21 protein-coding genes are annotated in these 23,575 nt (G+C 71.8%); 15 read left to right on the top strand and 6 right to left on the bottom strand.

Translation table 11 applies throughout. From position 1 onward, the window contains the following. Nucleotides 1–4 precede the first annotated feature (4 nt). Nucleotides 5–1,006 carry a LacI family DNA-binding transcriptional regulator gene (locus WFI00_RS10365; protein ID WP_336632230.1) on the bottom strand — a complete coding sequence of 334 codons (1,002 nt, stop codon included), beginning with the start codon at nucleotides 1,004–1,006 and terminating at the stop codon, nucleotides 5–7. Nucleotides 1,007–1,184: 178 nt separating this feature from the next. On the opposite strand from WFI00_RS10365, the gene WFI00_RS10360 reads away from it, so the two are divergent. From WFI00_RS10360 to WFI00_RS10345, 4 genes are read left to right on the top strand one after another with little or no spacing between them, the layout of a single operon-like run. After that, nucleotides 1,185–2,438, top strand: a complete 1,254-nt coding sequence (locus tag WFI00_RS10360) for a sugar ABC transporter substrate-binding protein (RefSeq protein WP_336632229.1) — start codon at nucleotides 1,185–1,187, stop codon at nucleotides 2,436–2,438. Between the two features lie 4 nt (nucleotides 2,439–2,442). Next, nucleotides 2,443–3,585 carry a carbohydrate ABC transporter permease gene (locus WFI00_RS10355; RefSeq protein ID WP_336632228.1) on the top strand — a complete coding sequence of 381 codons (1,143 nt, stop codon included), beginning with the start codon at nucleotides 2,443–2,445 and terminating at the stop codon, nucleotides 3,583–3,585. Next, the gene (locus tag WFI00_RS10350; protein ID WP_442928320.1) at nucleotides 3,582–4,490 is read left to right on the top strand and encodes a carbohydrate ABC transporter permease; all 909 of its coding nucleotides are present in this window, start codon (nucleotides 3,582–3,584) and stop codon (nucleotides 4,488–4,490) included. The genes WFI00_RS10355 and WFI00_RS10350 overlap by 4 nt, the downstream gene beginning before the upstream one ends. Then, on the top strand, nucleotides 4,487–6,445 hold the full coding sequence (locus tag WFI00_RS10345; protein WP_336632227.1) for a glycogen debranching N-terminal domain-containing protein: 1,959 nt from the start codon (nucleotides 4,487–4,489) through the stop codon (nucleotides 6,443–6,445). The genes WFI00_RS10350 and WFI00_RS10345 overlap by 4 nt, the downstream gene beginning before the upstream one ends. Here WFI00_RS10345 and WFI00_RS10340 read toward each other — a convergent pair. Further along, a complete protein-coding gene (locus WFI00_RS10340) occupies nucleotides 6,394–6,870 on the bottom strand; it encodes a YbaK/EbsC family protein (protein ID WP_336632226.1) in 477 nt (158 codons plus the stop codon). The two genes, WFI00_RS10345 and WFI00_RS10340, sit on opposite strands and share 52 nt — an antisense overlap. 461 nt (nucleotides 6,871–7,331) lie before the next feature. Then, a complete protein-coding gene (locus WFI00_RS10335; RefSeq protein ID WP_336632225.1) occupies nucleotides 7,332–7,850 on the bottom strand; it encodes an endonuclease domain-containing protein in 519 nt (172 codons plus the stop codon). Nucleotides 7,851–8,751: 901 nt separating this feature from the next. On the opposite strand from WFI00_RS10335, the gene WFI00_RS10330 reads away from it, so the two are divergent. Beyond that, nucleotides 8,752–9,825, top strand: coding sequence for a Glu/Leu/Phe/Val dehydrogenase family protein (locus tag WFI00_RS10330; RefSeq protein WP_336632224.1), 1,074 nt, complete (start codon nucleotides 8,752–8,754; stop codon nucleotides 9,823–9,825). Nucleotides 9,826–9,935: 110 nt separating this feature from the next. After that, nucleotides 9,936–11,537 (top strand): AMP-binding protein, encoded by a 1,602-nt coding sequence (locus WFI00_RS10325; protein ID WP_336632223.1) that lies wholly within the window; start codon nucleotides 9,936–9,938, stop codon nucleotides 11,535–11,537. 42 nt (nucleotides 11,538–11,579) lie between these two features. On the opposite strand, the gene WFI00_RS10320 is transcribed toward WFI00_RS10325, so the two are convergent. Continuing rightward, entirely contained in the window at nucleotides 11,580–12,404 is an 825-nt protein-coding gene (locus WFI00_RS10320) for a helix-turn-helix domain-containing protein (RefSeq protein ID WP_336632222.1), read from the bottom strand. A gap of 86 nt (nucleotides 12,405–12,490) precedes the next feature. Between WFI00_RS10320 and WFI00_RS10315 the strand changes: the two genes are divergently transcribed. The 7 genes from WFI00_RS10315 to WFI00_RS10285 are packed head-to-tail and all read left to right on the top strand — an operon-like array spanning nucleotide 12,491 to nucleotide 19,892. Continuing rightward, on the top strand, nucleotides 12,491–13,561 hold the full coding sequence (locus tag WFI00_RS10315; RefSeq protein ID WP_336632221.1) for an iron-siderophore ABC transporter substrate-binding protein: 1,071 nt from the start codon (nucleotides 12,491–12,493) through the stop codon (nucleotides 13,559–13,561). 7 nt (nucleotides 13,562–13,568) lie between these two features. Beyond that, nucleotides 13,569–14,615 (top strand): FecCD family ABC transporter permease, encoded by a 1,047-nt coding sequence (locus WFI00_RS10310; protein WP_336632220.1) that lies wholly within the window; start codon nucleotides 13,569–13,571, stop codon nucleotides 14,613–14,615. Then, nucleotides 14,612–15,682 (top strand): FecCD family ABC transporter permease, encoded by a 1,071-nt coding sequence (locus WFI00_RS10305; RefSeq protein ID WP_336632219.1) that lies wholly within the window; start codon nucleotides 14,612–14,614, stop codon nucleotides 15,680–15,682. Before WFI00_RS10310 ends, WFI00_RS10305 begins: the two co-directional genes overlap by 4 nt. Then, the gene (locus WFI00_RS10300) at nucleotides 15,679–16,485 is read left to right on the top strand and encodes an ABC transporter ATP-binding protein (protein WP_336632218.1); all 807 of its coding nucleotides are present in this window, start codon (nucleotides 15,679–15,681) and stop codon (nucleotides 16,483–16,485) included. Before WFI00_RS10305 ends, WFI00_RS10300 begins: the two co-directional genes overlap by 4 nt. Further along, entirely contained in the window at nucleotides 16,482–17,945 is a 1,464-nt protein-coding gene (locus WFI00_RS10295) for an ABC transporter ATP-binding protein (protein WP_336632217.1), read from the top strand. The genes WFI00_RS10300 and WFI00_RS10295 overlap by 4 nt, the downstream gene beginning before the upstream one ends. A gap of 13 nt (nucleotides 17,946–17,958) precedes the next feature. Then, nucleotides 17,959–18,117 carry a hypothetical protein gene (locus WFI00_RS10290; protein WP_336632216.1) on the top strand — a complete coding sequence of 53 codons (159 nt, stop codon included), beginning with the start codon at nucleotides 17,959–17,961 and terminating at the stop codon, nucleotides 18,115–18,117. Continuing rightward, the gene (locus WFI00_RS10285; RefSeq protein ID WP_336632215.1) at nucleotides 18,114–19,892 is read left to right on the top strand and encodes an ABC transporter ATP-binding protein; all 1,779 of its coding nucleotides are present in this window, start codon (nucleotides 18,114–18,116) and stop codon (nucleotides 19,890–19,892) included. The genes WFI00_RS10290 and WFI00_RS10285 overlap by 4 nt, the downstream gene beginning before the upstream one ends. Nucleotides 19,893–19,975: 83 nt before the next feature. Here WFI00_RS10285 and WFI00_RS10280 read toward each other — a convergent pair whose 3' ends face one another. Next, a complete protein-coding gene (locus WFI00_RS10280; protein WP_336632214.1) occupies nucleotides 19,976–20,542 on the bottom strand; it encodes an NADPH-dependent FMN reductase in 567 nt (188 codons plus the stop codon). A gap of 381 nt (nucleotides 20,543–20,923) precedes the next feature. On the opposite strand from WFI00_RS10280, the gene WFI00_RS10275 reads away from it, so the two are divergent. After that, the gene (locus WFI00_RS10275) at nucleotides 20,924–21,979 is read left to right on the top strand and encodes a S66 family peptidase (protein WP_336632213.1); all 1,056 of its coding nucleotides are present in this window, start codon (nucleotides 20,924–20,926) and stop codon (nucleotides 21,977–21,979) included. A gap of 251 nt (nucleotides 21,980–22,230) precedes the next feature. Here the strand turns inward: WFI00_RS10275 and WFI00_RS10270 are convergent, their stop codons facing one another. After that, entirely contained in the window at nucleotides 22,231–22,914 is a 684-nt protein-coding gene (locus tag WFI00_RS10270; RefSeq protein WP_336632212.1) for a hypothetical protein, read from the bottom strand. Between WFI00_RS10270 and WFI00_RS10265 the strand changes: the two genes are divergently transcribed. Next, on the top strand, nucleotides 22,901–23,329 hold the full coding sequence (locus WFI00_RS10265; protein WP_336632211.1) for a hypothetical protein: 429 nt from the start codon (nucleotides 22,901–22,903) through the stop codon (nucleotides 23,327–23,329). The two genes, WFI00_RS10270 and WFI00_RS10265, sit on opposite strands and share 14 nt — an antisense overlap. The last annotated feature ends 246 nt before the right edge of the window (nucleotides 23,330–23,575 follow it).

The raw sequence follows: 23,575 nt of genomic DNA, 5'->3' as shown, positions 1-23,575 counted from the left end.
ACCCTCAGCGGACGATGAGCCGCGGCTCGACGAGCACGTGGGCCGCACCGGCCTCGACGACCCGCGGCGTGATCACCGCCGAGTCGCCCATCAGCAGCTCGAGGACTCCCGCGGCGACGTCCTCGGGCAACTGCTCGACGCTGGGAAGCCCCAGTGCCTCCGCGGCCGGAGTGTTGTCGAAGCCGATGATCGTGAGATCGGGACGCCCTCCCGTCACGGCGGCCAGGTGTGCGCCGACGGCGAGCGAGTCGCTGGCGCAGACGATCGCATCGATGTCGTGCACCGCCAGCGCCGCCGCGACCTCCTCGCGCGCCCGCGCGACGCTCTCCGGCGCGGTGAGGCGCACACGAGGTCCATCGTCGGGCATGCCCGCCAGCCACCCCCGCTCGCGGTCGTCGCCCGTCCCCGAGCCCGCAGGCCAGCCGAGGAACGCGACGCGCGCACCTGCGCTCTGCTGCGCGTGCCAGGTCGCCTGCGCCGTGCCCGCGGCACCGTCGACGTCCACCCACAGGTGATCGGGGCGGGAGAAGTCGTCCTCGCCCCAGGGCCGCCCGAACGAGACGAACGGCACGGCGTTCTCGCGCAGCCACGCGGTCCGCGGATCGCCCGAGAAGGTCCCCGTGACCACGACGGCGTCGATGTCTCCGCCGTCGCGGAGGTCGGCCATCCGGCGGATCTCCTCCTCCGGTGTGCGCGCCGCGTAGAGCATCACCCGAAGGCCCCGGTCACCGGCGTGCTCGGTCAGCGCGTGGACGAACCGGTCGAGGACGACGCCCGAGATGCCGCCGGCGTAGGGGTCGAGGTGCACGCCGATGGTGGAGCTGCGACGCGTGCGCAGGCGACGCGCCGAGGCGTGCGGGGCGTAGCCGAGGCGGCGGATGGCGTCCTGCACGCGATCGCGCGTGGACTCGCGGACGATCGCGGGGGTGTTCAGCACGTTGCTCACCGTCTGGCGCGACACTCCCGCGGCGCGGGCGACGTCTTCGATGGTCGCGGATCTGTTCATGGGGCCTGGCCTTGACGAGTGCGGTCGTGGGCGTCTATCTTGACAAGCATTCCACAATTTGATCGTTCAAATACGCCCGATAGGCGGAATGCGATCGATCGAAGCCCGGGCCTTTCGGCCCCGTGCAACGGTGCACCAGACGAGTCCGCAGGGGCTCGAAGCGATCGAAGGAGATGCGATGAAGCGACACACAGCACGGACGCTGCTCGCGGCGGGAGGGCTGGCGGTCGCCACGTCCCTCGCGCTGACCGGCTGCGGACAGGGGTTCAGCGGAGGGGGCGACGCGACCGCGTCGGGCGACCTGACCTCGTCGGACAAGCCCCTCACGATCATGATCGGATCGAGCGGCGATGCCGAGACGACGGCGGTCACCGACGCCGTGGCCGCCTGGTCGAAGGAGTCCGGCACCGAGGCGAAGGTCGTCGCGGCCACCGACCTGTCGCAGCAGCTCTCCCAGGGCTTCGCCGCCGGTTCGCCGCCCGACCTCTTCTACCTGTCGACCGACCAGCTGGCCGGGTATGCGAGCAACGGCTCGCTCAAGGCGTACGGCGACATGCTGACGAACAAGGACGACTTCTACCCGTCGCTCGTGTCGAACTTCACCTACGACGGCACGTTCTACTGCGCGCCGAAGGACTTCTCGACGCTCCAGCTCGTGATCAACGAGGGGCTGTGGACGCAGGCGGGGCTGACCGACGCCGACATCCCGACCACCTGGGACCAGCTGGCCGCCGTCGCCGCGAAGCTCACGACGGGCACGACGAAGGGCCTCGTGTTCGGCGGGGAGTACGCCCGTCTCGGCGCCTTCATGGCGCAGGCCGGCGGACGCCTCGTCTCGGAGGACGGCACGACCGCCGAGGCGAACAGCGCCGCGAACGTCGACGCGCTCACCTACGTCCAGACGCACCTGCAGGACGGCACGTTCGCCTACGCGAAGGATGTCGGGGCCGGATGGGGCGGGGAGGCGTTCGGCAAGCAGCTGGGCGCCATGACGATCGAGGGCAACTGGATCACGGGCGCCCTCGGCGACTACCCCGATGTGCGCGTCAAGGTCGCGGAGCTCCCCGCCGGCCCCGCCGGCAAGGGGACGCTCCAGTTCACCAACTGCTGGGGCATGGCCGCCGACAGCCCGAACCAGAAAGCGGCCCTCGACCTCGTCCAGTACCTGACCTCCGCCGACCAGCAGCTGGCCTTCTCGAAGGCGTTCGGCCCGATGCCCTCCGTGCAGTCCGCGGCGGCGACGTGGAAGAGCGACAATCCCACGCTCGTCCCGTTCCTGACGGGAGCCGACTACGCGCAGGGCGTTCCGACCAACAAGGGCGCGGCGGATGTCATCACCGACTTCAACGCCCAGCTGGAATCCTTGAAGACCGGCGATCCGAAGGCCATCCTCGATTCCGTGCAGACCAACCTCGAGGCCGTCGTCGGCTGACGCCATGGCATCCTCCGTCGCCCCGGCCGCGACGCCGTCCGCGCCGGCCTCTCCCCCGCGTCCCCGCTCCGGCGGGGTGCACCGGGGGGAGGCCGCCGCTGGGTGGCTGTTCGTCTCGCCGGTCATCCTCATCCTCGGGACGTTCCTTCTCATCCCCGTCCTGATGGCCCTCTGGGTCAGCTTCTCCGACTGGTCCGGGCGGGGCAGCCCGCTCTCGCCGTCCGTCGGCTTCGTCGGTCTCGACAACTACGCGGCGATCACCACGGGCGGCGGTCTGCAGGAGCGCGACTTCGGCACCGCGCTACGCAACAACGCCTGGTACGTCCTGCTCGTCGTCCCGCTGCAGACGGTGCTCGCCCTCTTCCTCGCGGTGCTCGTGAGCCGGCGGATGCTGCGGGGTCGCGGCTTCTTCCGCACGGCGTTCTACTTCCCCTCGGTGACGAGCTCGGTCGCCATCACCGTCCTGTGGCTGTTCCTGTTCTCGTTCGCGGGCCCGGTGAACCAGATCATCGCGAGCCTCGGGGCGACCGGTCCGAACTGGTTCAGCGACCCGCGCGGCATCGTGCACGTGGCCCTCGCGGGCCTCGGCGTGCAGGACGGTCCCGCCGCGCTCACCGGCGGCGGCTTCCTCGGGCTGTCGTGGTGGGACTGGATCGCGGGACCCTCGGTCGCGATGTCCGCCCTCGTGCTGATGGCCGTCTTCACGACGAGCGGAACCTTCATGCTGCTGTTCATCGCCGCCCTGCAGAACATCGGCTACGAGCTCACCGAGGCGGGAATGATGGACGGCGCGAACGGATGGCAGCGTTTCCGCCACATCACGCTGCCGCAGCTGCGCCCGACGCTGTTCACGGTCGTCACGCTCGGACTCATCGGATGCTGGCAGGTGTTCGACCAGATCTACACCGGCACCCAGGGCGGACCGGCCAAGACGACGCTGACCCCGGCCTACCTGTCGTATACGGCGGCCTTCCAGAACCAGAACTGGGGCATCGGCGCCGCGATCGCCTTCATCCTCTTCGTCATCATCATCGTGTTCACCGTGTTCCAGCGCTGGGTGCTGCGCGAGCGCCCCGTATCGCGGCGCCGCATCCGCGCCTATCAGGTCCCGTCCCGGGCACCCGGCACCGAAGGGGGCTCTCGATGACCACCACCGCCCTGACCGAGGTCGCCGTCCAGACGGCTCCGGCCCCGCGTCCGACCCCGCACCGTCGACGGCTCACCCCGTCGCGCGTCGGGGGCCAGATCCTGCTCTACGCGATGCTCGTGGTGATGGCGCTGACCTACATCTACCCGTTCCTCGTGCAGGTGGCGACCTCGTTCAAGAGCGAGCAGGAGGCGGCATCCGACCCCATCTCGCTCCTTCCGCAGACGTTCACCACGGCGGCCTACGAGCGGCTGTTCCTGCACAGCGACTTCCCGCTGTGGTTCGCGAACTCCGCGATCGTCACGATCTGCGTCACCCTCGGGCGCGTGTTCTTCGTCTCGCTGGCGGGGTACGCGCTCGCGAGGCTCCAGTTCCGCGGCCGCGGCGTCGTGTTCGCGCTGGTCGTGGGCGTCATGGCCGTCCCGACCGTGGTGCTGCTGATCCCGAAGTTCCTCGTGCTGAACCAGCTCGGGCTCTACAACTCCTACGCGGGCATGATCCTCCCGCTCCTGGTCGATGCGGCGGGCGTGTTCATCATGAAGAACTTCTTCGAGTCGATCCCGACGTCCGTCGAGGAGCAGGCCCGGATCGACGGGGCCGGATCCTTCCGCGTGTTCTGGTCGATCGTGCTCCCGATGGCCCGGCCCGCCCTCATCACGATCGTGATCCTGTCGTTCCAGGGATCCTGGAACGAGCTGAGCCACTTCATCGTGTCGACGCAATCGCCCGAGCTCACGACCCTCACCAAGGGGGTCGCGTCGCTGGCCTCCGGCCAGCTCAGCCAGGGCACCCAGTATCCGTTGAAGCTCGCGGCGGCGGCGATCATGACCGTCCCCGTCGCGGTCCTCTTCTTCATCTTCCAGAAGCGCATCATGAACACCAGCGAAGGAGCCGTGAAGGGATGACCCCCGGCCTGCAGCCATTCCTCTCCGACCGTCTCGTGGCACTGTCGGCCCCCACCCAGGTGTGGTCGGGGCAGGACGGCGACCTCGGGTCCGCGCCGATCGACGGCGTCTACCACGGCGACACCCGCGTCATCCGGGGCGTCGCGGTCGAGTACGCGGGGGTCGGGGCCGGGGCGTCCTTCGTGCGGCCGGAGACGATCGGGGCCGTCATCCTCGACGCGCGCCGGGTGCGGATCGACGCCCTGCTGCGTGCCGTCGATGACGAGGGGCCCGATCCCCGCGTTCGACTCTCGCGGGAGCGGACCGTCGGCGACGGCCGCGTGACCGAGACGCTGACCGTGCACTCCCACCTCGACACGCCACTGACCGTGCGGCTGCGGGTGCGCATCGGAGTCGAGATCGCCCCGCTGCAGGAGGTCAAGGCCGGCGACCCCACGCCGCATCCGGTCGAGATCGTCGCGGACGACTTCGCGCTCGTGGCCCGGTCGGGGTCCGTCGCGCTGCACCTCGACGCCCCCGCAGCGCGGCTGACCCGGGACGACGCGTCGAGCGAGGTGCACGCGGAGTGGGAGCTCGCCGTCCCCGTGCGCGGGATCGCCGGGGTCGAGTGGTCGGCCCGGATGCACGATCCGGCGCTCGTCGTCCGCGGCGCGACGAGCTCCGCACCCTGGACGGCGCCGGGCGACGCACCGGGGCAGGACCCGCGGCTGGGCCGCTGGCTCGATCGCGCGCTGTCCGATCTCGATGCCCTCCGGCTGTCACTGCCCGAGCACCCGGAGGACGAGTTCTTCGCCGCGGGAGCCCCGTGGTTCTTCACCCTCTTCGGCCGCGATTCGCTGTGGGCGGCCCGGCTGATCCTTCCCCTCGATCGGCGTATGGCGGAGTCGACGCTCCGGGTGCTGGCGCGCCTCCAGGGCGCAAGGGCAGATCCCGCGACGGCCGAGCAGCCCGGCAAGATCATGCACGAGCTGCGCGCCGGCACCCTGGCGATGCCCGGCGAGGGCATCGTCCTGCCCCCTCTCTACTACGGCACCGTGGATGCGACGCCGCTGTGGGTGTGTCTCCTCGTCGACGCCGTGGCCGCCGGGATGCCCGAGGATCAGGTGCGTCCGCTGCTGCCGCACCTCGAGGCCGCGCTCGACTGGATCCGCTCGAACGCCGGCGAGGACGGCTTCCTCGAGTACCTCGACGAGACCGGCCACGGCCTGTCGAATCAGGGCTGGAAGGACTCCGGCGACTCGATCCAGTGGCGCGACGGAACGCTCGCGGCCGGCCCGATCGCGCTGTGCGAGGTGCAGGGCTACGCGCACGAGGCGGCGATCGGCGGGGCGGATCTGCTCGACCGCTTCGGCCGCCCCGGCGGCGGCGAGCTCCGCGCCTGGGCCGCTGGCCTGAAGGAGCGGTTCGCCGACCGGTTCTGGGTGACCACCCCCGAGGGCCGCTACCCCGCGATCGCCCTCGACCGGCACAGCCGCCCCGTCGACACCCTGACGACCAACGCCGGGCACCTGCTCGGCACGGGCATCCTCGATCCCGCGGAGGAGCGTGCCGTCGCCGACCTGCTGGTGGGTGAGAGCGTGTCATCCGGCTTCGGGCTGCGCACCCTCTCGACGGGTGCCGCCGGATACTGGCCGCTCAGCTATCACGGGGGCAGTGTCTGGACGCACGACACCGCGATCGTCGCGCGCGGGATGGCCCAGGCCGGGCTCGCCGCGCAGGCTCGCGAGGTCGTCGACGGCATGCTCGCCGCCGCCGAGGCGTTCGAGCAGCGCGTCCCCGAGCTGCACGCGGGAGACGATGCGCGATCGGTCCCGCGTCCCGCTCCGTATCCCGCGGCATGCCGACCGCAGGCGTGGTCGGCCGCCGCCGCCGTGACGGCGTGGGCAGTGCTCGGCGGCTCGGGTCAGTCGACCTTCGCGACCGCTCCCCCGGTGAGCCGGACGAGCTCGTCGTAGCTCAGGGGGAAGACGGTGTGCGGAGTACCGCCCGCCGCCCAGATCTGCGGGAACGCGGCGAGCGCCTCGTCGATCACCGTGGGAAGGGGCGCCGGGTGGCCCGTCGGCGCGACGCCGCCGATGACCTGCCCCGTCGCGGTGCGGACCTGTTCGGGCGTCGCCCGCCGGATCGACGTCCGCCCGAGCCGGTCGGCGAGGGCCACGGTGTCGACCCGGTGCGCGCCGCTGGTCATGACGAGTAGCGGCTCGTCATCCGACCAGAATACGAGGCTGTTGGCGATCGCGCCGACCTCGACGCCGACCGCCTCGGCCGCCGCAGCGGCGGTCGCCGCCGCATCCGGAAGCACGACGATCTCGCCGCCGATGCCGTTCGCGCGCAGAGCATCCTGGACGAGCCGACTGCGCGCGGGGAGGTTGTCCGTCATGTCGCCAGCCTAGGGCCTGGGCTCCCCCCCTGCCCCGGCCGCGCCGGCGTCGGCGCCGGCGGCCCGACCCCACCGGCGGCGTCCCGCCCGGCCGTCGGCTGGGGCGGCGGATCCCGCGTCTCCTGTGTCGAAAGCAGGCTAGACCGCCCCTCCGCCCGTGGCGACCACCGTCCGCCGCCCCTTCAGCCTGCCGACGTCACCCGGCGCCCTATCCCGACCGCCACCCGGGCAGGATCCCCACCACCACCCGAGCAGGATCCCGACCACCACCCGAGCAGGATCCCCACCACCACCCGGGCAGGATCCCCACCACCACCCGCACCCACCACTCAGCACCGCTCCGACCCACCACCCCCATGTGGGCGGTGGGCGGCCCGGCCAGCCCGCGTTCGCAGGGTGTGCCGTGTCGAAAGCAGGCCAGACCACCGCTCCGACCCGGGCGGCAACCATCGGGCGACGTTTCAGCCTGCCGACGACACCATCCGTCGGCGGACGAGGATTCCGCGGAGCGCGGCCGACACCCGGTCTGGATGCCACAGGATGTCCTCGGCGATGAAGCGCATCGTGAGGTACCCCCGCTCCGCCGCCGCGAGGTCGCGACGGAGGTCCGCACGCTGGGCCTCCCACGAGGAATGGAACTCCCGACTGTCGCACTCGACGATGAGCCATCCATCGACCAGGAAGTCGACGCGCCCCACACCGTCGATGCGGACCTGCACCTCGAAGGGTCGGCCGATCGCTCGCAGCAGCAGCCGCATCAGCGATTCCGGACCCGACTCGGCGCGGGCGTCGAGAAGCGGCCTCAACCTGCGGAACCGCCGCGGCAGCGCATCGAACACCTCGTCGAGATCGTCGTCGTGGAGCACGCCGAGGTGCAGGGCCGAGTCGAGTGTGGCGATGGCGGAGCGCGGATCCTGACACCGGACCGCGTCGATGACGGCGTCCACGGGCTCGACGCACAGCCCGTCGTGCGCGGGCACACGACGGAGCCTCCGGCGATGCACCAGGACTCCGGGCGGATTCGTGTCCAACCGCGCGGCCGTGCGGTCGATGTGGACGTGCAGGTCGCCTCGAACCAGCACGAACACGCCGCGACGACGCAACTCCGACACGCACGTGAGCCGGCCGCGCAGCTGCGCCGCCCGGACACAATCCGGATCCGTGTCCGCCCCGCAGTATGCGCCCCGTCGAGGGCGCAGAAGTCGTCCGTCTCGGACCCCGTCTGCGATCTGCCGCGCCGTGAGCCCCGCGCGTCGGAGCGCTCGCGTGCGCCACAGGCGAGGGACGGCGGTGGGAACAGACATGCCGATACCCTGCGCCGTCCGCCGTGGACCTTGTCGCCCTTCCGTCCCAGATGTGGACGAATCACCCCGATGCCCGACTGGGGAGGGGACCGCCGCACTTGCCGACTCCCGCCCAGCCCCTCCGTCCCACGACCTCCGATCGGCGCCCCCGTTCGACCGGCAGGCCCGACCCGGCGTGTCGAGCCCGGCCACCCGCGCCAGCAACGATCGAGCCTGCTTTCGGCACGAAACCCCGGCACCCCACCTCGACTTCAGCCCGCCCGAGGCCCCGCCATCCGCGCCGGCGCCGAACCGCCGCCGGGAATCGGCGACCCCGTTCGGCCGGCAGGCCGGACCCGGCGTGTCGAGCCCCGCCACCCGCGCCAGCGCCGATCCAGCCTGCTTTCGGCACGAAACCCCGAGGCGTCGACCGACTCCACCCCACCAGAGGCCTCACCCGGCCCCCGGCTCACCCACAGACACCCCACCCGACACCTCACCCCCGAACCGCCGGGGGACGGGGCACAATGGACGGGGACGCCGCACAGCCGCAGCGCCCGCAGAGCACAGCCCACAAGGCCGGCCGAAAGAAGATGCGATGACGCACACCCTGCCCCTGCCCGACTTCACCCACGAACGCGTGGAGGTGACCACGGGCCCGCGCAGCGGCCTGATGATCACCGTCGCCCTCCACTCCTCGGCGCTCGGATCCGCCTTGGGCGGCGCCCGCCTGTGGGCCTACCCGCACTGGAGCGACGCCGTCGGCGACGCCCTGCGCCTCTCCGCGGCGATGACGCTCAAGAACGCCGCGGCGGGGCTCGACGCCGGGGGCGGCAAGTCCGTCATCTGCCTGCCGCCCGGGGCCGTGCTCGACGCCGAGCGCCGCCGGGCCGCCTTCCTCGACCTGGGCGACGCCGTCGAGCGGTTCGACGGCCTGTACCGCACCGCCGAGGACGTCGGCTCGACCACCGAGGACATGCTGACCGTGAGCGAGCGCACCGCGCACGTCGTGGGCCTCCCCGACGCCGTCGGCGGATCGGGCGAGCCGGCGGGGCCCACGAGCCTCGGCGTCTACGAGTCGCTGCGCGCCACCCTGGAACGGGTCACCGGGTCGCCCGACGTCGCGGGCCGCCGCATCACGATCTCGGGCCTCGGTCAGGTCGGCGGGCGCCTCGCCGTGCGTCTCGCCGCCGAGGGCGCGGTGCTCACCGTGACCGATGTCGACCCGCGCAAGAGCTCGCTCGCGAACGATCTGGATGCGGCGTGGGTCGACCCCGGAACAGAGCACCTCGTCGAGGCGGACGTGTTCGTCCCGGCCGGCATCGGCGGACTGCTCGACGACGCCGTCATCGACGCCCTGGCCGCCCGCGCCGTGTGCGGTCCGGCGAACAACCCGCTCGCGCACCGCTCCGGAGCCGATCGCCTCGCCGCCCGCGGCATCCTGTACGCGCCCGACTTCGTGGTCAATGCCGGAGGCGTGGTGTACCTCGACCTGGAGGCGAAGGGGATCGGGTCGCGCGGCGAGATCATGGACCGCGTCGCCGGCATCGGCGGGTCGCTGCGCGCCCTGTTCGCCGACGCCGATGCCCGCGGCGTCACGCCCCTCGAGGCCGCCGAGCACCGAGCCGCTGCCAGGCTGCGCGCGGCGGCCTCCCCCGTCGTCGCCGTCTAAGCGCACCCTCCGTACTCGGTCTCACGAATGCTGGTACCGAGTACGGAGGGATGCCACAATGGCGGGAACCGGCGACGCTGCCGGCCCCGCGCCGTCGAAGGAGACCGCCCGTGTTCGAGAGCCCGTTGCCCGATGTCGAGATCCCCGAGGCGAGTATCTACGACGACCTCTTCGGCGACCTGACCGCCGAGGACGCCGGGCGCGTCGCCCTGATCGACCCGGCGACGGGCGCGGAGACCACGTACGGCGCCCTGAAGGCCCAGATCGACGCGTTCGCGGGAGCGCTGGCCGCGCGCGGCGTCGGGAGCGGGACGGTCCTCGGGCTCCTCTGCCCGAACGTCCCGGCGTTCGCGACGGTCTTCCACGGGATCCTCCGCGCGGGCGCCACCGTCACGACCATCAACTCCCTCTACACGGCGGGCGAGATCCAGAAGCAGCTGTCGGATGCCGGCGCCACGTGGCTCGTCACGGTGACGCCGCTGCTCGAGCAGGCGCGGGCGGCCGCGGATGCCGTCGGCATCGACGCGGCCCACCTCATCGTCCTGGACGGCTCCCCCGACACCGCACCCGGCAGCCCCACCCTGCGCGAGCTCCTCTCGGAGGGCGCACCCGCGCCGGAGGTGCACCTCGACCCGGCGACGCACGTCGCGGTGCTCCCCTACTCGTCGGGCACGACCGGGGTGCCCAAGGGCGTCATGCTCAGCCATCGGAACCTCGTCGCGAACGTCGCGCAGTGCCGCGCGGCGATCGACCTGTCCCCGACGGATCGGGTGCTCGCCGTCCTGCCGTTCTTCCACATCTACGGGATGACGGTGCTGCTGAACCTGGCTCTGAAGCAGCGCGCCGCCCTCGTGACGATGCCGCGCTTCGACCTCGCGCAGTTTCTCGAGAACATCCAGAGCTTCCGCTGCACGTACCTCTACATCGCCCCGCCCATCGCCGTCGCCCTCGCGAAGCATCCCCTCGTCGACCGGTACGACACCTCGACGGTCCACACCGTGTTCTCCGGCGCGGCTCCGCTCGACGGCGAGACGGCGGAGCTCGCGGGCCGCCGCCTCGGCGCCCGGATGATGCAGGGGTACGGGATGAGCGAGCTGAGCCCCGTCTCGCACGCGATGCCGTACGGCCGGGACGACATCCCGGTGAGCTCGGTCGGCGTCATGGTCCCGAACACGCAGAACAGGCTCGTCGACACCGAGACCGGCGAGGAGATCACGGAGGTCGGCGAGGACGGCGTGACCCGCCCGGGAGAGCTGTGGGTGCGGGGGCCGAACGTCATGCTGGGCTACCTCGGGCGCCCCGATGCGACCGCGGAGACGCTGGATGCCGACGGGTTCCTGCACACCGGAGACGTCGCCGTCTATCACGAGGGCGGTTACTTCTCGATCGTCGACCGGGTGAAGGAGCTCATCAAGTACCACGGCTACCAGATCGCCCCAGCCGAGCTGGAGGCCCTCCTGCTCAGCCATCCGCAGGTGATGGATGCCGCGGTCATCGGCATCCTCGACGAGGAGCGGGAGGAGATCCCGAAGGCGTTCGTCGTGGCCGCCGCCGACTCCGGCCTCACCGCGGACGAGGTCATGGCCTTCGTCGCCGGGCAGGTGGCGCCGTACAAGAAGGTGCGGCGCGTCGAGTTCGTCGACGCCATCCCGAAATCGGCCTCGGGCAAGATCCTGCGCAAGGATCTGCGCGCACGGGAGGGCGCCGCCTGATCGCCGGCGATCGCCACCCGATCGCCGCTCGGTCGCCGCGGTTCAGCCGCCGCGGGTGTGCGCCGCGTAGGCGGCGGGCGTGAGTCCGAACCGCTCCCGGAAGGCGGCGATGAAGCTGCTCGCCGCGTCGTAGCCGACCGCGAGCGCGGTCCCCTGCACGGATTCGCCGGTGAGGAGCAGCCCGACCGCGACCTGCAGTCGCGCACGCACGCGCCACTCCCGGAACGTGCACCCGGTGTCGGCGACGAAGGCGCGCGCGATCGTCTTGGTGCTGACGCCGAGCGACGACGCCCACTCCGCCAGGTCGCGGGGGTCGGCCGGGTCGGCGAGGAGCGCATCCGCCACGGCGCGCGCCCGCGGATCGACCGGCAGCGCGATCACCTGACGCGACGAGCGCGCATCGCGCACGACGTCGTCGAGGAGCGCAGCGCACAGCCGCCACCGACGCGAGCGCCGATCCCCCGTCGCCAGGTGATCGAGCACGCCCGCGGCGAGGCGATCGATGTCGAGCAGGCGCGCCCCCTCGGCGGGGTCGTCGCGGAGCATACCCGGATCGGTATAGACGCTGATCAGATCGCCGTGCTCGCGGAACAGCATCGCGTGCGGAGCTCCCGCCGGGATCCACGCCGCGTGCTCGCCGCGCAGGTGCCACCGCTGACCACCGACGCTGAGCTCCATCGCGCCCCGCCGCATCCACGCGAGCTGATCCTGGTCGTGGTGGTGGAGCTCGAACCCCTCCTCGGGTGCGACGACATACGACTCGACGACGAGGCGCCCGGATGTCCGCTGATCGACGCTCGGGATCTCGCGCTCCCGATCACGGGGAAGCCGATATCGATCGGCGGACAGAGCGGTGTCCGATGACAACAATGGCTGACTCCTCGGCGTGATGGCGCGACTGATTAGGCAAGGCTAACCTAGCGCCGATTCCCTTCCCGAAGAACGAGGCCTCCATGACCGTCCCGCACGCCCCTGCACGCCGCTCCCGCGGCTCCCTCCGCATCGCCGCCGTCGGCGCCGCCCTCGCCGCCGTCGCGGCACTGCTGACCGGATGCGGCGCGGCCGCCGCTCCCGCCGCCGAGCGCAACGCGACGTACACGACGACGGCCACCGACACCTTCCCCGTGACGGTCACCCACCAGTTCGGCGAGACCGTCATCCCGAGCGAACCGCAGCGTGTCGTCGTGGTCGGCATCACCGAGCAGGACATCCTGCTCGAGCTCGGCGTCCCCCCGATCGCGACCACCGAGTGGTACGGCGAGCAGCCCTACGCGGTCTGGCCGTGGGCGACGGACCTGCTCCACGGCGCGGAGCCGACCGTGCTGCAGACGGGCGACGGCTTCGAGTTCGAGAAGATCGCGTCGCTGTCCCCCGACCTGATCGTCGGCACCAATGCCGGGATGAGCCAGGAGGACTACACCAAGCTCTCGGCGATCGCCCCCACCATCACGAACGACGACCCGTCGCGCCCCTACTTCACGTCGTGGCAGGACCAGACGCGCCTGGTCGCCCAGGCGGTCGGCCGCAGCGCCGCGGGCGAGGAGCTCATCGACGGCGTCGAGAAGGCGTACACGGCGGCGCGCGAGGCGCACCCGGAGTTCGCCGGACTCACCGCGAACTTCTCGCAGGGCGGACCGTACGACGGCAACATCTACGTCTACCCGGATGGCCTGAACACCGACTTCCTCACCGACCTCGGCTTCGTCATCACGCCGGGCCTCGAGAAGTACGCAGCTCAGCCGGGCCAGCAGGCCCTCATCTCGGGCGAGAACATGTCGCTCATCGACGCGGATGTCCTCGTGTTCGCCACCGAGAAGTCCGAGGATGTGGCCACGCTCCTCCAGTTCGGCACGACCTCGTCGCTGCGCGCGGTCTCGGGCGGCCACACCGTCTACACGGACGGCGAACTCGCCGGTGCGATCTACTTCCTGACGCCGCTCAGCCAGAAGTACGTCCTGGAGAAGCTCCTGCCGCGCCTCGAGAAGGCCGTCGCGGGCACGTCTCCGCAGACCGTCGAAGGCTGAGGCTCCGGTGGCCGCACCGATCGCGGTCGGGGCCCGCGCACCGCGGGGCGACCACGCGCCGTCTCCGCGGTCGCGCCGCCTCGTCGGTGGGGCAGCCGTCGCCCTCGCGCTCGCCCTCGCGATCGCGATCAGCATCTGCGTGGGCTCGAGCTCCCTGAGCCTCGCGGAGATCTGGCATGCGCTGACGAGCCCCGACGGCACGACGGCCGACCGCACTGTCCTGGATCTGCGCATCCCGCGGACGCTCGCCGCGCTCGTGGCGGGAGTGTGCCTGGGGCTCTCGGGCGCGCTGATCCAGGCGCTCACCCGCAACCCGCTCGGCGACCCCGGGATCCTCGGGGTGGACGCGGGGGCGGCGTTCTTCGTCGCGATCGGCGTCGCCGTCGGCGCCTCCGCTCCGGCGCAGTACCTGCCGTGGGCGTTCGGCGGCGCGCTCGTCGCGACCGCCGCGGTCACCGCGATCGGCGCGGTGGGCCGCCGCGCCGATCCCGTCGGGCTCACTCTCGCGGGTGTCGCCCTGAGCGCGGTCCTCGTCGGGATGACCTCGGCCATGATGCTCCTGGATCCGGTCACCTTCGCTCGGCTGCGCGCGTGGAACGCGGGCTCCTTCGTCGACCGGGGCTACGACGTCCTCCTGCCTGCCGTGCCGTTCGTCCTCGCGGGGCTCGTGCTCGCCCTCGCCTGCGGCCCGGCCCTCAACGCGCTGGGCCTCGGCGACGACCTCGCCAGCGCGCTCGGCGCCCGGATCGTGCGCACCCGCGTGCTCACCGTGATCGCCGTCACCCTCCTCGCCGGGTCGGCGACGGCCATCGCGGGCCCGATCGCGTTCGTCGGCCTCATGGCCCCGCACGTCGCACGCTGGATCGTCGGGCCCGACCAGCGCCGCATCCTGCCGCTGTCGATGGTGATCGCCCCCATCGTGCTCCTCGCCGCCGACACGATCGGGCGCGTCGTGCTGTGGCCGAGCGAGGTCCCCGTCGGGATCGTGACGGCGTTCGTCGGGGCGCCCGTGCTGATCCACCTCGTCCGCCGCGCGAACGCGAGCACCCTGTGAGCGCCGCACCCGCCGTCCGTCCGGCGCCGCCGCGAGACGCCGCGCTCGTCGTGCGCACCCGCTTCGTCTCGGCGCGCGTGCACCGACGCACCCTCGTCCTCTGCGTCGTCGCCGCCCTCCTGCTCGCAGCCCTTGCGTTGGCCGCCCTCTGCCTGGGCGACCTGCCGCTCGCTCCCGGCGACGTCCTCGCCGCGCTCACCGGGAACGGGAACGGCATCGCCGCCACGGTCGTCCTCGAGTGGCGCCTGCCGCACGTCCTCGCCGCGGTGGTCTTCGGCGCCGCGCTCGGCGCATCGGGGGCGATCTTCCAGTCGCTCACGCGCAACCCGCTCGCAAGCCCCGACATCATCGGCCTCTCGGCGGGGTCGTACGCGGGCGGTCTGATCGTCATCATCGTGTTCGGAGCGGCCGCGGGCTCGCTGCCCGTCTCCGCGGGCGCGGTCGTCGGGGGTCTCGCCACCGCGGCGGTCGTCTACGCACTGTCGTACCGGCGCGGCATCCAGGGCTTCCGGCTGATCATCATCGGGATCGGCGTCGCCGCAATGCTCCAGGCGACCAGCACCTACCTGCTGCTGCGCGCGAAGCTCGAGGTCGCCATGATCGCGTCGGTGTGGGGCGCAGGTTCGCTCTCCTCCGTGGGATGGGGCCAGTTCACGACGGGGGCGATCACGATCGCCGTCGTGTTCGCCGTCCTCATCGGGATCGGATCGTCGCTGCGTCAGCTCGAACTGGGCGACGACGCAGCGAAGGCCCTCGGATCGCGGGTCGAACGCGCGCGGCTCGCCCTCGTGGTGTGCGGAGTCGCGCTCACCGCGGTCGTCACGGCGTGCGCGGGGCCGATCGCCTTCGTGGCCCTCGCAGCCCCGCAGATCGCCCGGCGCATCACCCGGTCGCCCGGCACCGCGCTGGTTCCCTCCGCCCTGGCCGGAGCCCTCGTGCTGCTGGCCTCCGACCTCGTCGCCCAGCACGCGCTCCCCGCCCGACTCCCCGTCGGCATCGTGACGGTCGTGGTGGGCGGCGCGTACCTGATCTGGCTGCTCGTCCACGAAAACCGGAGACGTCCATGACCCCTCCCGCCCGCCTCTCCGCCCACGACGTCACGATCGGCTACGACCGCCGCGTCATCTCCCGCGACCTGTCCGTCGACATCCCGGACGGCTCCTTCACGGTGATCGTCGGAGCCAACGCCAGCGGCAAGTCGACCCTGCTGCGCGCCCTGTCGCGCCTGCTCACGCCCACGGCGGGAGCGGTCCACCTGGACGGACGCGAGCTGCGCACGTACCGGTCGAAGGAGTTCGCGCGGACCGTCGGGCTCCTCCCCCAGACCTCGCTCGCGCCGGACGGCATCCGCGTGCGCGACCTCGTGGCGCGCGGGCGGCATCCGCACCAGACGTTCCTGCAGCAGTGGACGCCCACCGACGAGGATGCCGTCGGCACCGCCCTGGGAGTGACGGGCACCGACGATCTCGCCGAGCGTCCCGTCGCCGAGCTCTCCGGCGGGCAGCGGCAGCGGGTGTGGATCGCCATGGCGCTCGCGCAGCAGACCGAGATCCTCCTCCTCGACGAGCCGACGACGTTCCTCGACATCGCGCACCAGATCGAGCTGATGGAGCTGCTCACCGACCTGAACCGCGGCGGCACGACGCTCGTCGCCGTCCTGCACGACCTCAACCAGGCGGCCCGCTACGGCACGCACCTGATCGCGGTGAAGGACGGGGAGATCGTCGCGGAGGGCGCGCCGGCGGAGGTGGTGACCGCCGAGATGGTGGAGCACGTCTTCGGGCTGCCCTGCGTCGTGGCCCCCGACCCCGTGACGGGGACGCCCGCGGTCTCCCCGCTCGGCCGGCACCGCGAGCGGAGCGCGCCGTGAGAGCACCCCGTCCCCTGCCGATGCTGCTGCAGGCGCCTCCCGAGCCGCTGCGGGCGCGCGAGATCCGGATCGACGCGGCGACCACCCCGACGCGATTGACGCTGCGCGTGATGGCCGGGGCGCCGCGGTTCACCGTGCCCGCGGCGGCGCTCTCGGTCACGCATCAGATCGGCGAGGCCCTCGTGCCCGTGCTGGTCGGGGTCACGATCGAGCGGGCCGTCTCCACCGGCGACCTCGGGCAGCTTCTCCTCTGGCTGGCGGTGCTGGCGGCGGACGTCCTGATGCTGTCGTTCTCGTGGCGCTTCGGCTCCCGCCTCGCGGAACTCGGGATGCTCACGGTGCAGCACGCGCTGAGGGAGCGGGTCGTCGGGCACCTGCTGCGTCGCGCACCCCGGGCCGGGCGCCCGTCCGAACAGCCGGGCGTCGCGGTGTCGATCGGCACCTCGGACGTCAATCGGCTCTCCGAGGCCGTCGAGATCGCCGTCTATCCGCTCGGCCAGCTCGCCGCGGTCCTCTTCGGAGGCGCCGTCCTGCTGTCGGTCGCGTGGCCGCTCGGGGTCGCGGTGCTCGTCGGCGTGCCCGTGCTGCTGTGGGTCACCGAGCGCGCGGGGCGGACACTCCGCGACCGCAGCGGCGTGGAGCAGGAGGCCGCCGCGACCGCGGCGGGCCGGGCGGCGGACCTCCTGGCGGGCTACCGGGTCGTCCGCGGGATCGGCGCCGAGGACGAGGCGACCCGCCGCTACCGGCGCGCCAGCCGGGCGGCCCTGCACGACACGCTGCGCGCACGCCGCGCCGAGGGCGCCTTCGGCGGCACGATGAGCGCCGTCACGGGTCTCTATCTGACGGCGATCGCGGTCTGGGCCGGCCTTCTCGCGGCGCACGGAGCGATCGGCCTCGGCGCGTTCGTCGCCGTGGTCGGCCTCACCCAGTTCCTCATCGATCCGCTCGCGAGCCTGGCCCTGTCCACGGGGTCGTGGTGGGCCTCGGCGACGGCATCCGCGTCTCGCGTGCTCGACCTGCTGCGCGACAGCGAGCGGGCGTCGGCTGCGCGCGAATCCGAAGGGGCGGGCGGGAGCCTCGACGCGAGCGTCGACACGGACCCCGACCCCGGCGTCTCCCGCCTGCTGAGCGCTCTCTCCGACGTGCCGCCCGGCGCCCTCGTCGTCGCCGAGGTCGGCGGCCCGGCCGCCGAGGCGGTCCTCGCCCGCCTCCCGGAGCGGCATCCGGACGCGCTCCACGTGCCGCACGGAGCGCACCTGTTCTCGGGGTCGGTGCACGAGAACATCGCCCTAGGCGGCGGCCTCGACCGCACGCGCATCGCCGCTGCGGCCGTGTGGGCGGCGTGCGACGACGTCGAGGCGGCACTCCCCCGGGGCTTCGACAGCCCGGTGGGCGAGGGCGGATCGGCCCTCTCCGGCGGTCAGCGAGAGCGTCGCCCTCGCCCGGGCACTGGCCCGTGACCCCGACCTCCTGGTGCTCCACGAGCCGACGACCGCCGTGGACGCCGTCACCGAGGCTCTGATCGCGAGCCGGCTCCGCCGCGCCCGCGCCGGTCGACGCACGATCGTCGTGTCGCGCTCTCCCGCGTTCGTCGCCGTGGCGGACCGCGTCGTGCGGGAGGGGGACGCATGATGCCCGGCCCGCTCCCGGTCGCGCCGCTGCGCGTCGTCCTGCGCACCCTCCGTCGCTCCGCAGATCTGGAATGGTGGCGGGTGCCCGCGCTCATCGCCGTCCTGCTCGCCGCCGCGGCAGCCGGCGTCGTGGGGCCGCTCGCGATCGGCGCGGTCGTCGATCGCGCCCGCGCGAGCGACGTCGCCGCGGACGCGCGTCTCGTCTGGATCCTCGGCGCCGTGATGGCGGCGGCCGTCGTCGTCGGCGCCGTGCTCGGCGCGGTCGGCGTGGTCGCCTCGTCGGCGCTGTGCGAGCGGACCCTGGCCGTCATCCGCGAGCGGATGGTCGAGGCGGCTTTCGCCCTCCCGCAGGAGCGCGTCGAGGCCGCCGGCACGGGCGACCTCGTCGCGCGCGCCGGTGACGACGTGGCGGAGGTCTCCGACGCCGTTCCGCGCGTCGTGCCCGCCCTCGTGGGCGCCCTGTTCACGATCGTCGTCACCGTCGTGGGGATGACCGCGATCGACCCCTGGTACGGCCTGGCGACCCTCGTCATCGTGCCCCTCCACGTGTTCGCCGTCCGTCGCTACCTGCGCACCGCCCCTCAGGTCTACGCCGCCGAGCGCGCCGCGATGTCGGAGCGTGCGCAGCACCTCCTCGAGGCGCTGCGCGGCATCGGCACGGTTCGCGCCTACGGCCTTCAGGGACCCCTCGGCGCACGCGTCGCGAAGGCCTCGTGGCAGGTCGTGCGCTGGACGATGCGGGCACGGGGCATCCAGAACGTGTTCTTCGCGCGCCTGAACGGCGCGGAGTACGCGGGCATGGCCGCCCTCCTCGTCACGGGCTTCGTGCTCGTCTCGACGGGGCTCGGCACGCTCGGCGGGGCGACGGCGGCGATCCTGCTGTTCATCCGGCTGTTCGGCCCGATCAACCAGCTCCTCTTCGTGGTCGACGACCTGCAGTCGGCGCTGGCGTCGCTCGGTCGGATGATCGGGGTCATCGACGCCGCCGCCGACGCTCCGGAGCCGACGGTGTCGGCGGCGCCGTCGGAGGGTGGCACGGCCGCGCCGGCGGGAGACGGCACCGTCGATACGGACGGCTGGCGGATGACCGGAGTGTCGTACGCGTACGCGGACGGCCCCGAGGTCGTGCGGGACGTCACGCTCGAGGTCGCGCCGGGCGAGACGGTCGCTCTCGTCGGCGCCTCCGGAGCCGGCAAGTCGACGCTCGCGGCGATCGCCGCGGGCATCCATCACCCCTCCCGCGGCGACGTCGCCCGTCCCCCCGCCGTCGCGCTCGTCACGCAGGAGGTGCATGTGTTCGACGGCTCGCTGCGCGAGAACCTGACGCTCGCAGCACCCGACGCCGACGATGTCGCGCTGCGGGCCGCGCTGGAGGCTGTGGGGGGCGACGGAATCCTCGCACGCCTGCCGGAAGGCCTCGCCGAGCCGGTCGGCGCGTCGGGCACCGTGCTCCTCGCCGCCGAGGCGCAGCAGGTCGCGCTCGCCCGTGTGCTGCTGAAGGACCCGGGCGCGGTCGTGCTCGATGAGGCCACCGCCGAGGCGGGGTCGGCGGATGCCGGAGTGCTGGACGCCGCCGCGGATGCCGCCGTCCGCGGGCGGACGGCGCTCGTGATCGCGCATCGGCTGAGCCAGGCCGCTCGGGCGGACCGCGTCGTGCTGATGGATGCCGGGCGCGTGGTCGAGGCGGGCTCCCACGCCGAGCTCGTCGCACGGGGCGGGCGCTACGCGCGGCTGTGGGAGGCGTGGCGGGCCGCACCGGGCGACGCGGGCGCGTGAGCCGCACCGCGAGGCATCCCGAGCACGACACAGGCCCCGTCTCCGAGAGGAGGCGGGGCCTGTGTCGTCTGTGCGTCAGTCGATCACTCGACGGGGCTGAGGCTCTTCGCGACGTGCGTGTGGACGGCCTTCAGCCACGACAGCAGGAACTCGGCCGCCGACTCGTCGGTGACCTCGCCGTCGTCGGCGATGAGGCCGTCGCGGAGGTGGATGTACGCCTCGGGCTGCGACAGCTCGGGCGAGGCGAGGAAGGAGAGGATCGAGCGCAGGTGCTGCTGGGCGACGGCCGTGCCGATCGCGCCGATCGAGGCGCCGATGACGGCGGAGGGCTTGCCGGCGAAGCTGTTCTGGCCCCACGGGCGGCTCGCGGTGTCGAGCGCGTTCTTCAGGACGCCGGGGACCGAGCGGTTGTACTCGGGGGTCACGATGACGACGGCGTCGGAGCCCTCGATCGCGGACTTGAACTCGGCGGCCTCGGCGGGGATGGCGCCGTCGCTGTCGTACGAGTAGAACGGCAGGTTCTTGATGGGGATCTCGGTGAGGTTCAGGTCGGCCTGCGGAGCGAGGCGGACGAGGGCGTTCGCGAGGCGACGGTTGATCGACTCGGTCGCGATGGAGCCGATGATGAGGCCGACGTTGTACGTGGTCATGGAGGACGAGCCTTTCGAGAAATCAATTCAGATGCATACACAATACCGCACGGCGACGCACTGAGGCAGTGCCGTGGAGTGAAACCACGGTGACCCGCCGGTGAATTCCCGCGGGCGCGGCCAGTGGGGCTGAAGTCCGCGCGAAGGGCACGCACGCTATCCGCCGCGAGAACGGTCTGCGCTCGAGGTCGGGGGCCTTGGGGGACAGCGGGACGGCGGCCTGCTCGCCGGGCACAGTGTTGGATGTCGACTCGGCGTTCTCGCAGATCCGCACGCTTGCGCGTTCGCTCAAGCGCCCCTGAGAAAGCCGGGAAGCGGCGGGCCGCGCCGGCAGGCTGACCGATCGATTTGTGCGCTGCGGGCTTCTGTTCTAGTCGGTGTATGGCCCCGAAGTCGTTTGAGGCAACTCCGAAAGCTCGTCCAGGTGATCGGGTTGCAGTGATCTCTCCAGCGTTTGCCGCGCCGGCGGTCTCGCGCACGCTGCACGAGCAAGCGATGCGGCGGTTGACCGAAGCCACGGGCCTGATCCCGGTTGAGTACCCGACCACGCGGCAGCTCGGCGCAAGCGCGGAAGCACGTGCCGCCGACGTCACCGCGGCATTCGCGGACTCGAGCATCCGCGCCGTGCTTGCCACGATCGGCGGCGACGACCAACTGACCGTCATCCCGCACATCGATACCGCCGTGCTCGCAACGAACCCGAAGCCATTCCTCGGCTACAGCGACAACACGAACCTGCACAACCTGCTGTGGAACCTCGGCGTACCAAGCTTCTACGGCGGTTCGACCCAGGTACACCTCGGGCCCGGCGCGCACCTCGATGACATCCATGTGCGATCGCTGCGGGCGGCCCTGCTCGACGGCGGCACCCTCAGACTCACCGAACCCGGTGAGTCTGAGGACTTCGGATGGCCGTGGGACGATCCGCGATCCTTGACGGAGTTCGGCAACCGCGAGACCACTGAGCCGTGGACCTGGGGCGGGCCGGACAAGCCTGTGTCAGGCCCCACCTGGGGCGGTTGCATCGAGGTCATCGACCAGATCGCCATCGCTGGACGAATGCCCGACAACGCCGACCTCGAGGGTGCGATCCTCATGCTGGAAACCAGTGAGGAGACGCCGTCCGCGGACGAGGTCAAGCGTTGGGTGCGCGCGCTGGGTGAACGCGGCACCCTCAGCGCCGTTGCCGGTGTGCTCGTCGCCCGGCCACCGGTCAGCAACCTGCACTCACCCGTGCCGCCCGCGCGAGAACGAGCACGCCTGCGCACGGCACAACGGGACGCGATCATCGAGCAGGTCACCGCGTACAACCCCAATGCTGTGATCTGTGTCGGGGTGCCGTTCGGACACACTCGCCCGCAGTGGATCGTCCCGCATGGCGGCACCATCGCGCTCGACGGAGCACACCGCATCGTGACAGCAGACTATGAACACTGAGCAATCCGCTTCCTGCAACATACCGCGCAGGTAGTCGTCTGCCCGCAGTTCGTCGGCGGCGAATCCGGCGGCGCGCTCGATCATCGACACCGGGACGAGGTCGCTTTCGTGACGGCGTCGGCCTTGGTCGTCTCGCTGGCGGGCAGCCCGGCGAGGGGTGGATCCTCGAACCGGATCGGATCCGATCTCCATGAGCTGTTCGGCGTTTGCTCCGACGACGCAAGCGCTCCCGGAAACAGCTGAGCGCCCGTCTAGTCCAGGGGAATCGGTCGGTGGTGCGGGGACCCCGAGAGAGCGTCTGTCGCGCGCGCGCAGAAGTCTGCTAGCTCCGCCCCACGCAGCCGTCGTGGCCAGACTACGACGTGTGGGTCTACCGGGAACATCACGACCGGCGGAAGCGGCCCGCCCTTGTCGGCGATCTCGAGGTGCTCGAACGTGCCGGCAATGGTCGTGGTGGAGCCGATCGAGAAGGAGAGCCCGTCGCCCGCCAGTTGCACCACGAGCCGGGGGCGCCGACCGGAGTAGAGCGCGGCGGCGCCGACCGTCACGACGAGCTGTGCGACGAGACCGTTTGCGGTCGGAATCCGTGCTCCGTGACGGACGCCCCATGCCCGCACAGCGTCGAGGTGCTCGACTCGTACCGTCACCGTCTGCACCAGAGCCGCGGGGAACCGTGTGCGTAGGACGCGAAGGCTGCGCCTCAGCCTCGCCATCGCCATCGCCACCAAGAGCAGCGACACCGCAAGGCCGAAGACCACCGTCACGAGCACCACCCACAGGGTGGCTTCGGGCCCCAGCGAGTCGCTCAGATCGTCGGCCGACGAGAGTAGTACGACGAGCCGCAGGGAGACGGCGACGAACAGGACGACCCCGCCAGCCGCAAGGGCGATCGACATTCTCGACGGCCGCTTTCTCGACCCCATGCGTTCCCTCATTCCCCTGAGTCTCGCAGATCGCCCGCCGCACCCCCGCCAACGCACCGTCGATCAGGAGGAAATCGCACTAAAGCTGTACGAGCAGGGCCGCGCCATCACCGCCACTACAAGCCGCCTCGACACCGGTGACGACAATGCCCGACAGCGACTCATCACGGACGGGTTTCAGCTACGCCCACGTGGCAGCTACGAGCGCCTGCTGCTCCGATGCCACCGCGTTCGCGGAGCACCCGATGTCGCCAGAAGCCTCGCGAACGTCGATCATTCGTCCGACCGGGTTTCAACGGGTGGCAACGGCCCAAAGACCACGTATCCGAGGAGGCCGAGCCACGACACGATGACGACCGACCACATCGCGCCCTGGAACCAGCCGAACAAGCCGCTGTCCGAGACCGCACAACTCGATGCTCCGTAGGACGCCAGTCCGTCCCTAAGCATGAAAACAGGCAACCACCAGGACGCCCCCGCAAGAGCAAAGATCACCAGCAAGAAAAGACGTCGGCCGATCCGAGCACTCCTCATGTAGTGCCAGAAGACGACACCGGAGAATGCGGCTCTGCGCATTCTAGGTGGGGGTGAGGGGGTCAAGTCCGCCGGCGATCAGGAGCATGCGGAGCCGGTAGTTGTCGTAGTTGGTGAAGCCGCGGGCGATCCGGCGGGC

The organism is Microbacterium sp. MMO-56 (genome assembly GCF_037146215.1).
Taxonomy (GTDB): Bacteria; Actinomycetota; Actinomycetes; order Actinomycetales; family Microbacteriaceae; genus Microbacterium.
The sequence above is the reverse complement of the archived record's forward strand: the minus strand, read 5'-3'. Positions and strand labels throughout refer to the sequence as shown.

Excerpts from the sequence above, each read along its gene's own strand:
- WFI00_RS10365 (WP_336632230.1), bottom strand. The coding sequence starts at position 1,006 with ATGAACAGATCCGCGACCATCGAAGACGTCGCCCGCGCCGCGGGAGTG.
- WFI00_RS10360 (WP_336632229.1), top strand. The coding sequence starts at position 1,185 with ATGAAGCGACACACAGCACGGACGCTGCTCGCGGCGGGAGGGCTGGCG.
- WFI00_RS10355 (WP_336632228.1), top strand. The coding sequence starts at position 2,443 with ATGGCATCCTCCGTCGCCCCGGCCGCGACGCCGTCCGCGCCGGCCTCT.
- WFI00_RS10350 (WP_442928320.1), top strand. The coding sequence starts at position 3,582 with ATGACCACCACCGCCCTGACCGAGGTCGCCGTCCAGACGGCTCCGGCC.
- WFI00_RS10345 (WP_336632227.1), top strand. The coding sequence starts at position 4,487 with ATGACCCCCGGCCTGCAGCCATTCCTCTCCGACCGTCTCGTGGCACTG.
- WFI00_RS10340 (WP_336632226.1), bottom strand. The coding sequence starts at position 6,870 with ATGACGGACAACCTCCCCGCGCGCAGTCGGCTCGTCCAGGATGCTCTG.
- WFI00_RS10330 (WP_336632224.1), top strand. The coding sequence starts at position 8,752 with ATGACGCACACCCTGCCCCTGCCCGACTTCACCCACGAACGCGTGGAG.
- WFI00_RS10315 (WP_336632221.1), top strand. The coding sequence starts at position 12,491 with ATGACCGTCCCGCACGCCCCTGCACGCCGCTCCCGCGGCTCCCTCCGC.
- WFI00_RS10300 (WP_336632218.1), top strand. The coding sequence starts at position 15,679 with ATGACCCCTCCCGCCCGCCTCTCCGCCCACGACGTCACGATCGGCTAC.
- WFI00_RS10285 (WP_336632215.1), top strand. The coding sequence starts at position 18,114 with ATGATGCCCGGCCCGCTCCCGGTCGCGCCGCTGCGCGTCGTCCTGCGC.
- WFI00_RS10280 (WP_336632214.1), bottom strand. The coding sequence starts at position 20,542 with ATGACCACGTACAACGTCGGCCTCATCATCGGCTCCATCGCGACCGAG.
- WFI00_RS10275 (WP_336632213.1), top strand. The coding sequence starts at position 20,924 with ATGGCCCCGAAGTCGTTTGAGGCAACTCCGAAAGCTCGTCCAGGTGAT.
- WFI00_RS10265 (WP_336632211.1), top strand. The coding sequence starts at position 22,901 with ATGCGTTCCCTCATTCCCCTGAGTCTCGCAGATCGCCCGCCGCACCCC.
- WFI00_RS10270 (WP_336632212.1), bottom strand. The coding sequence starts at position 22,914 with ATGAGGGAACGCATGGGGTCGAGAAAGCGGCCGTCGAGAATGTCGATC.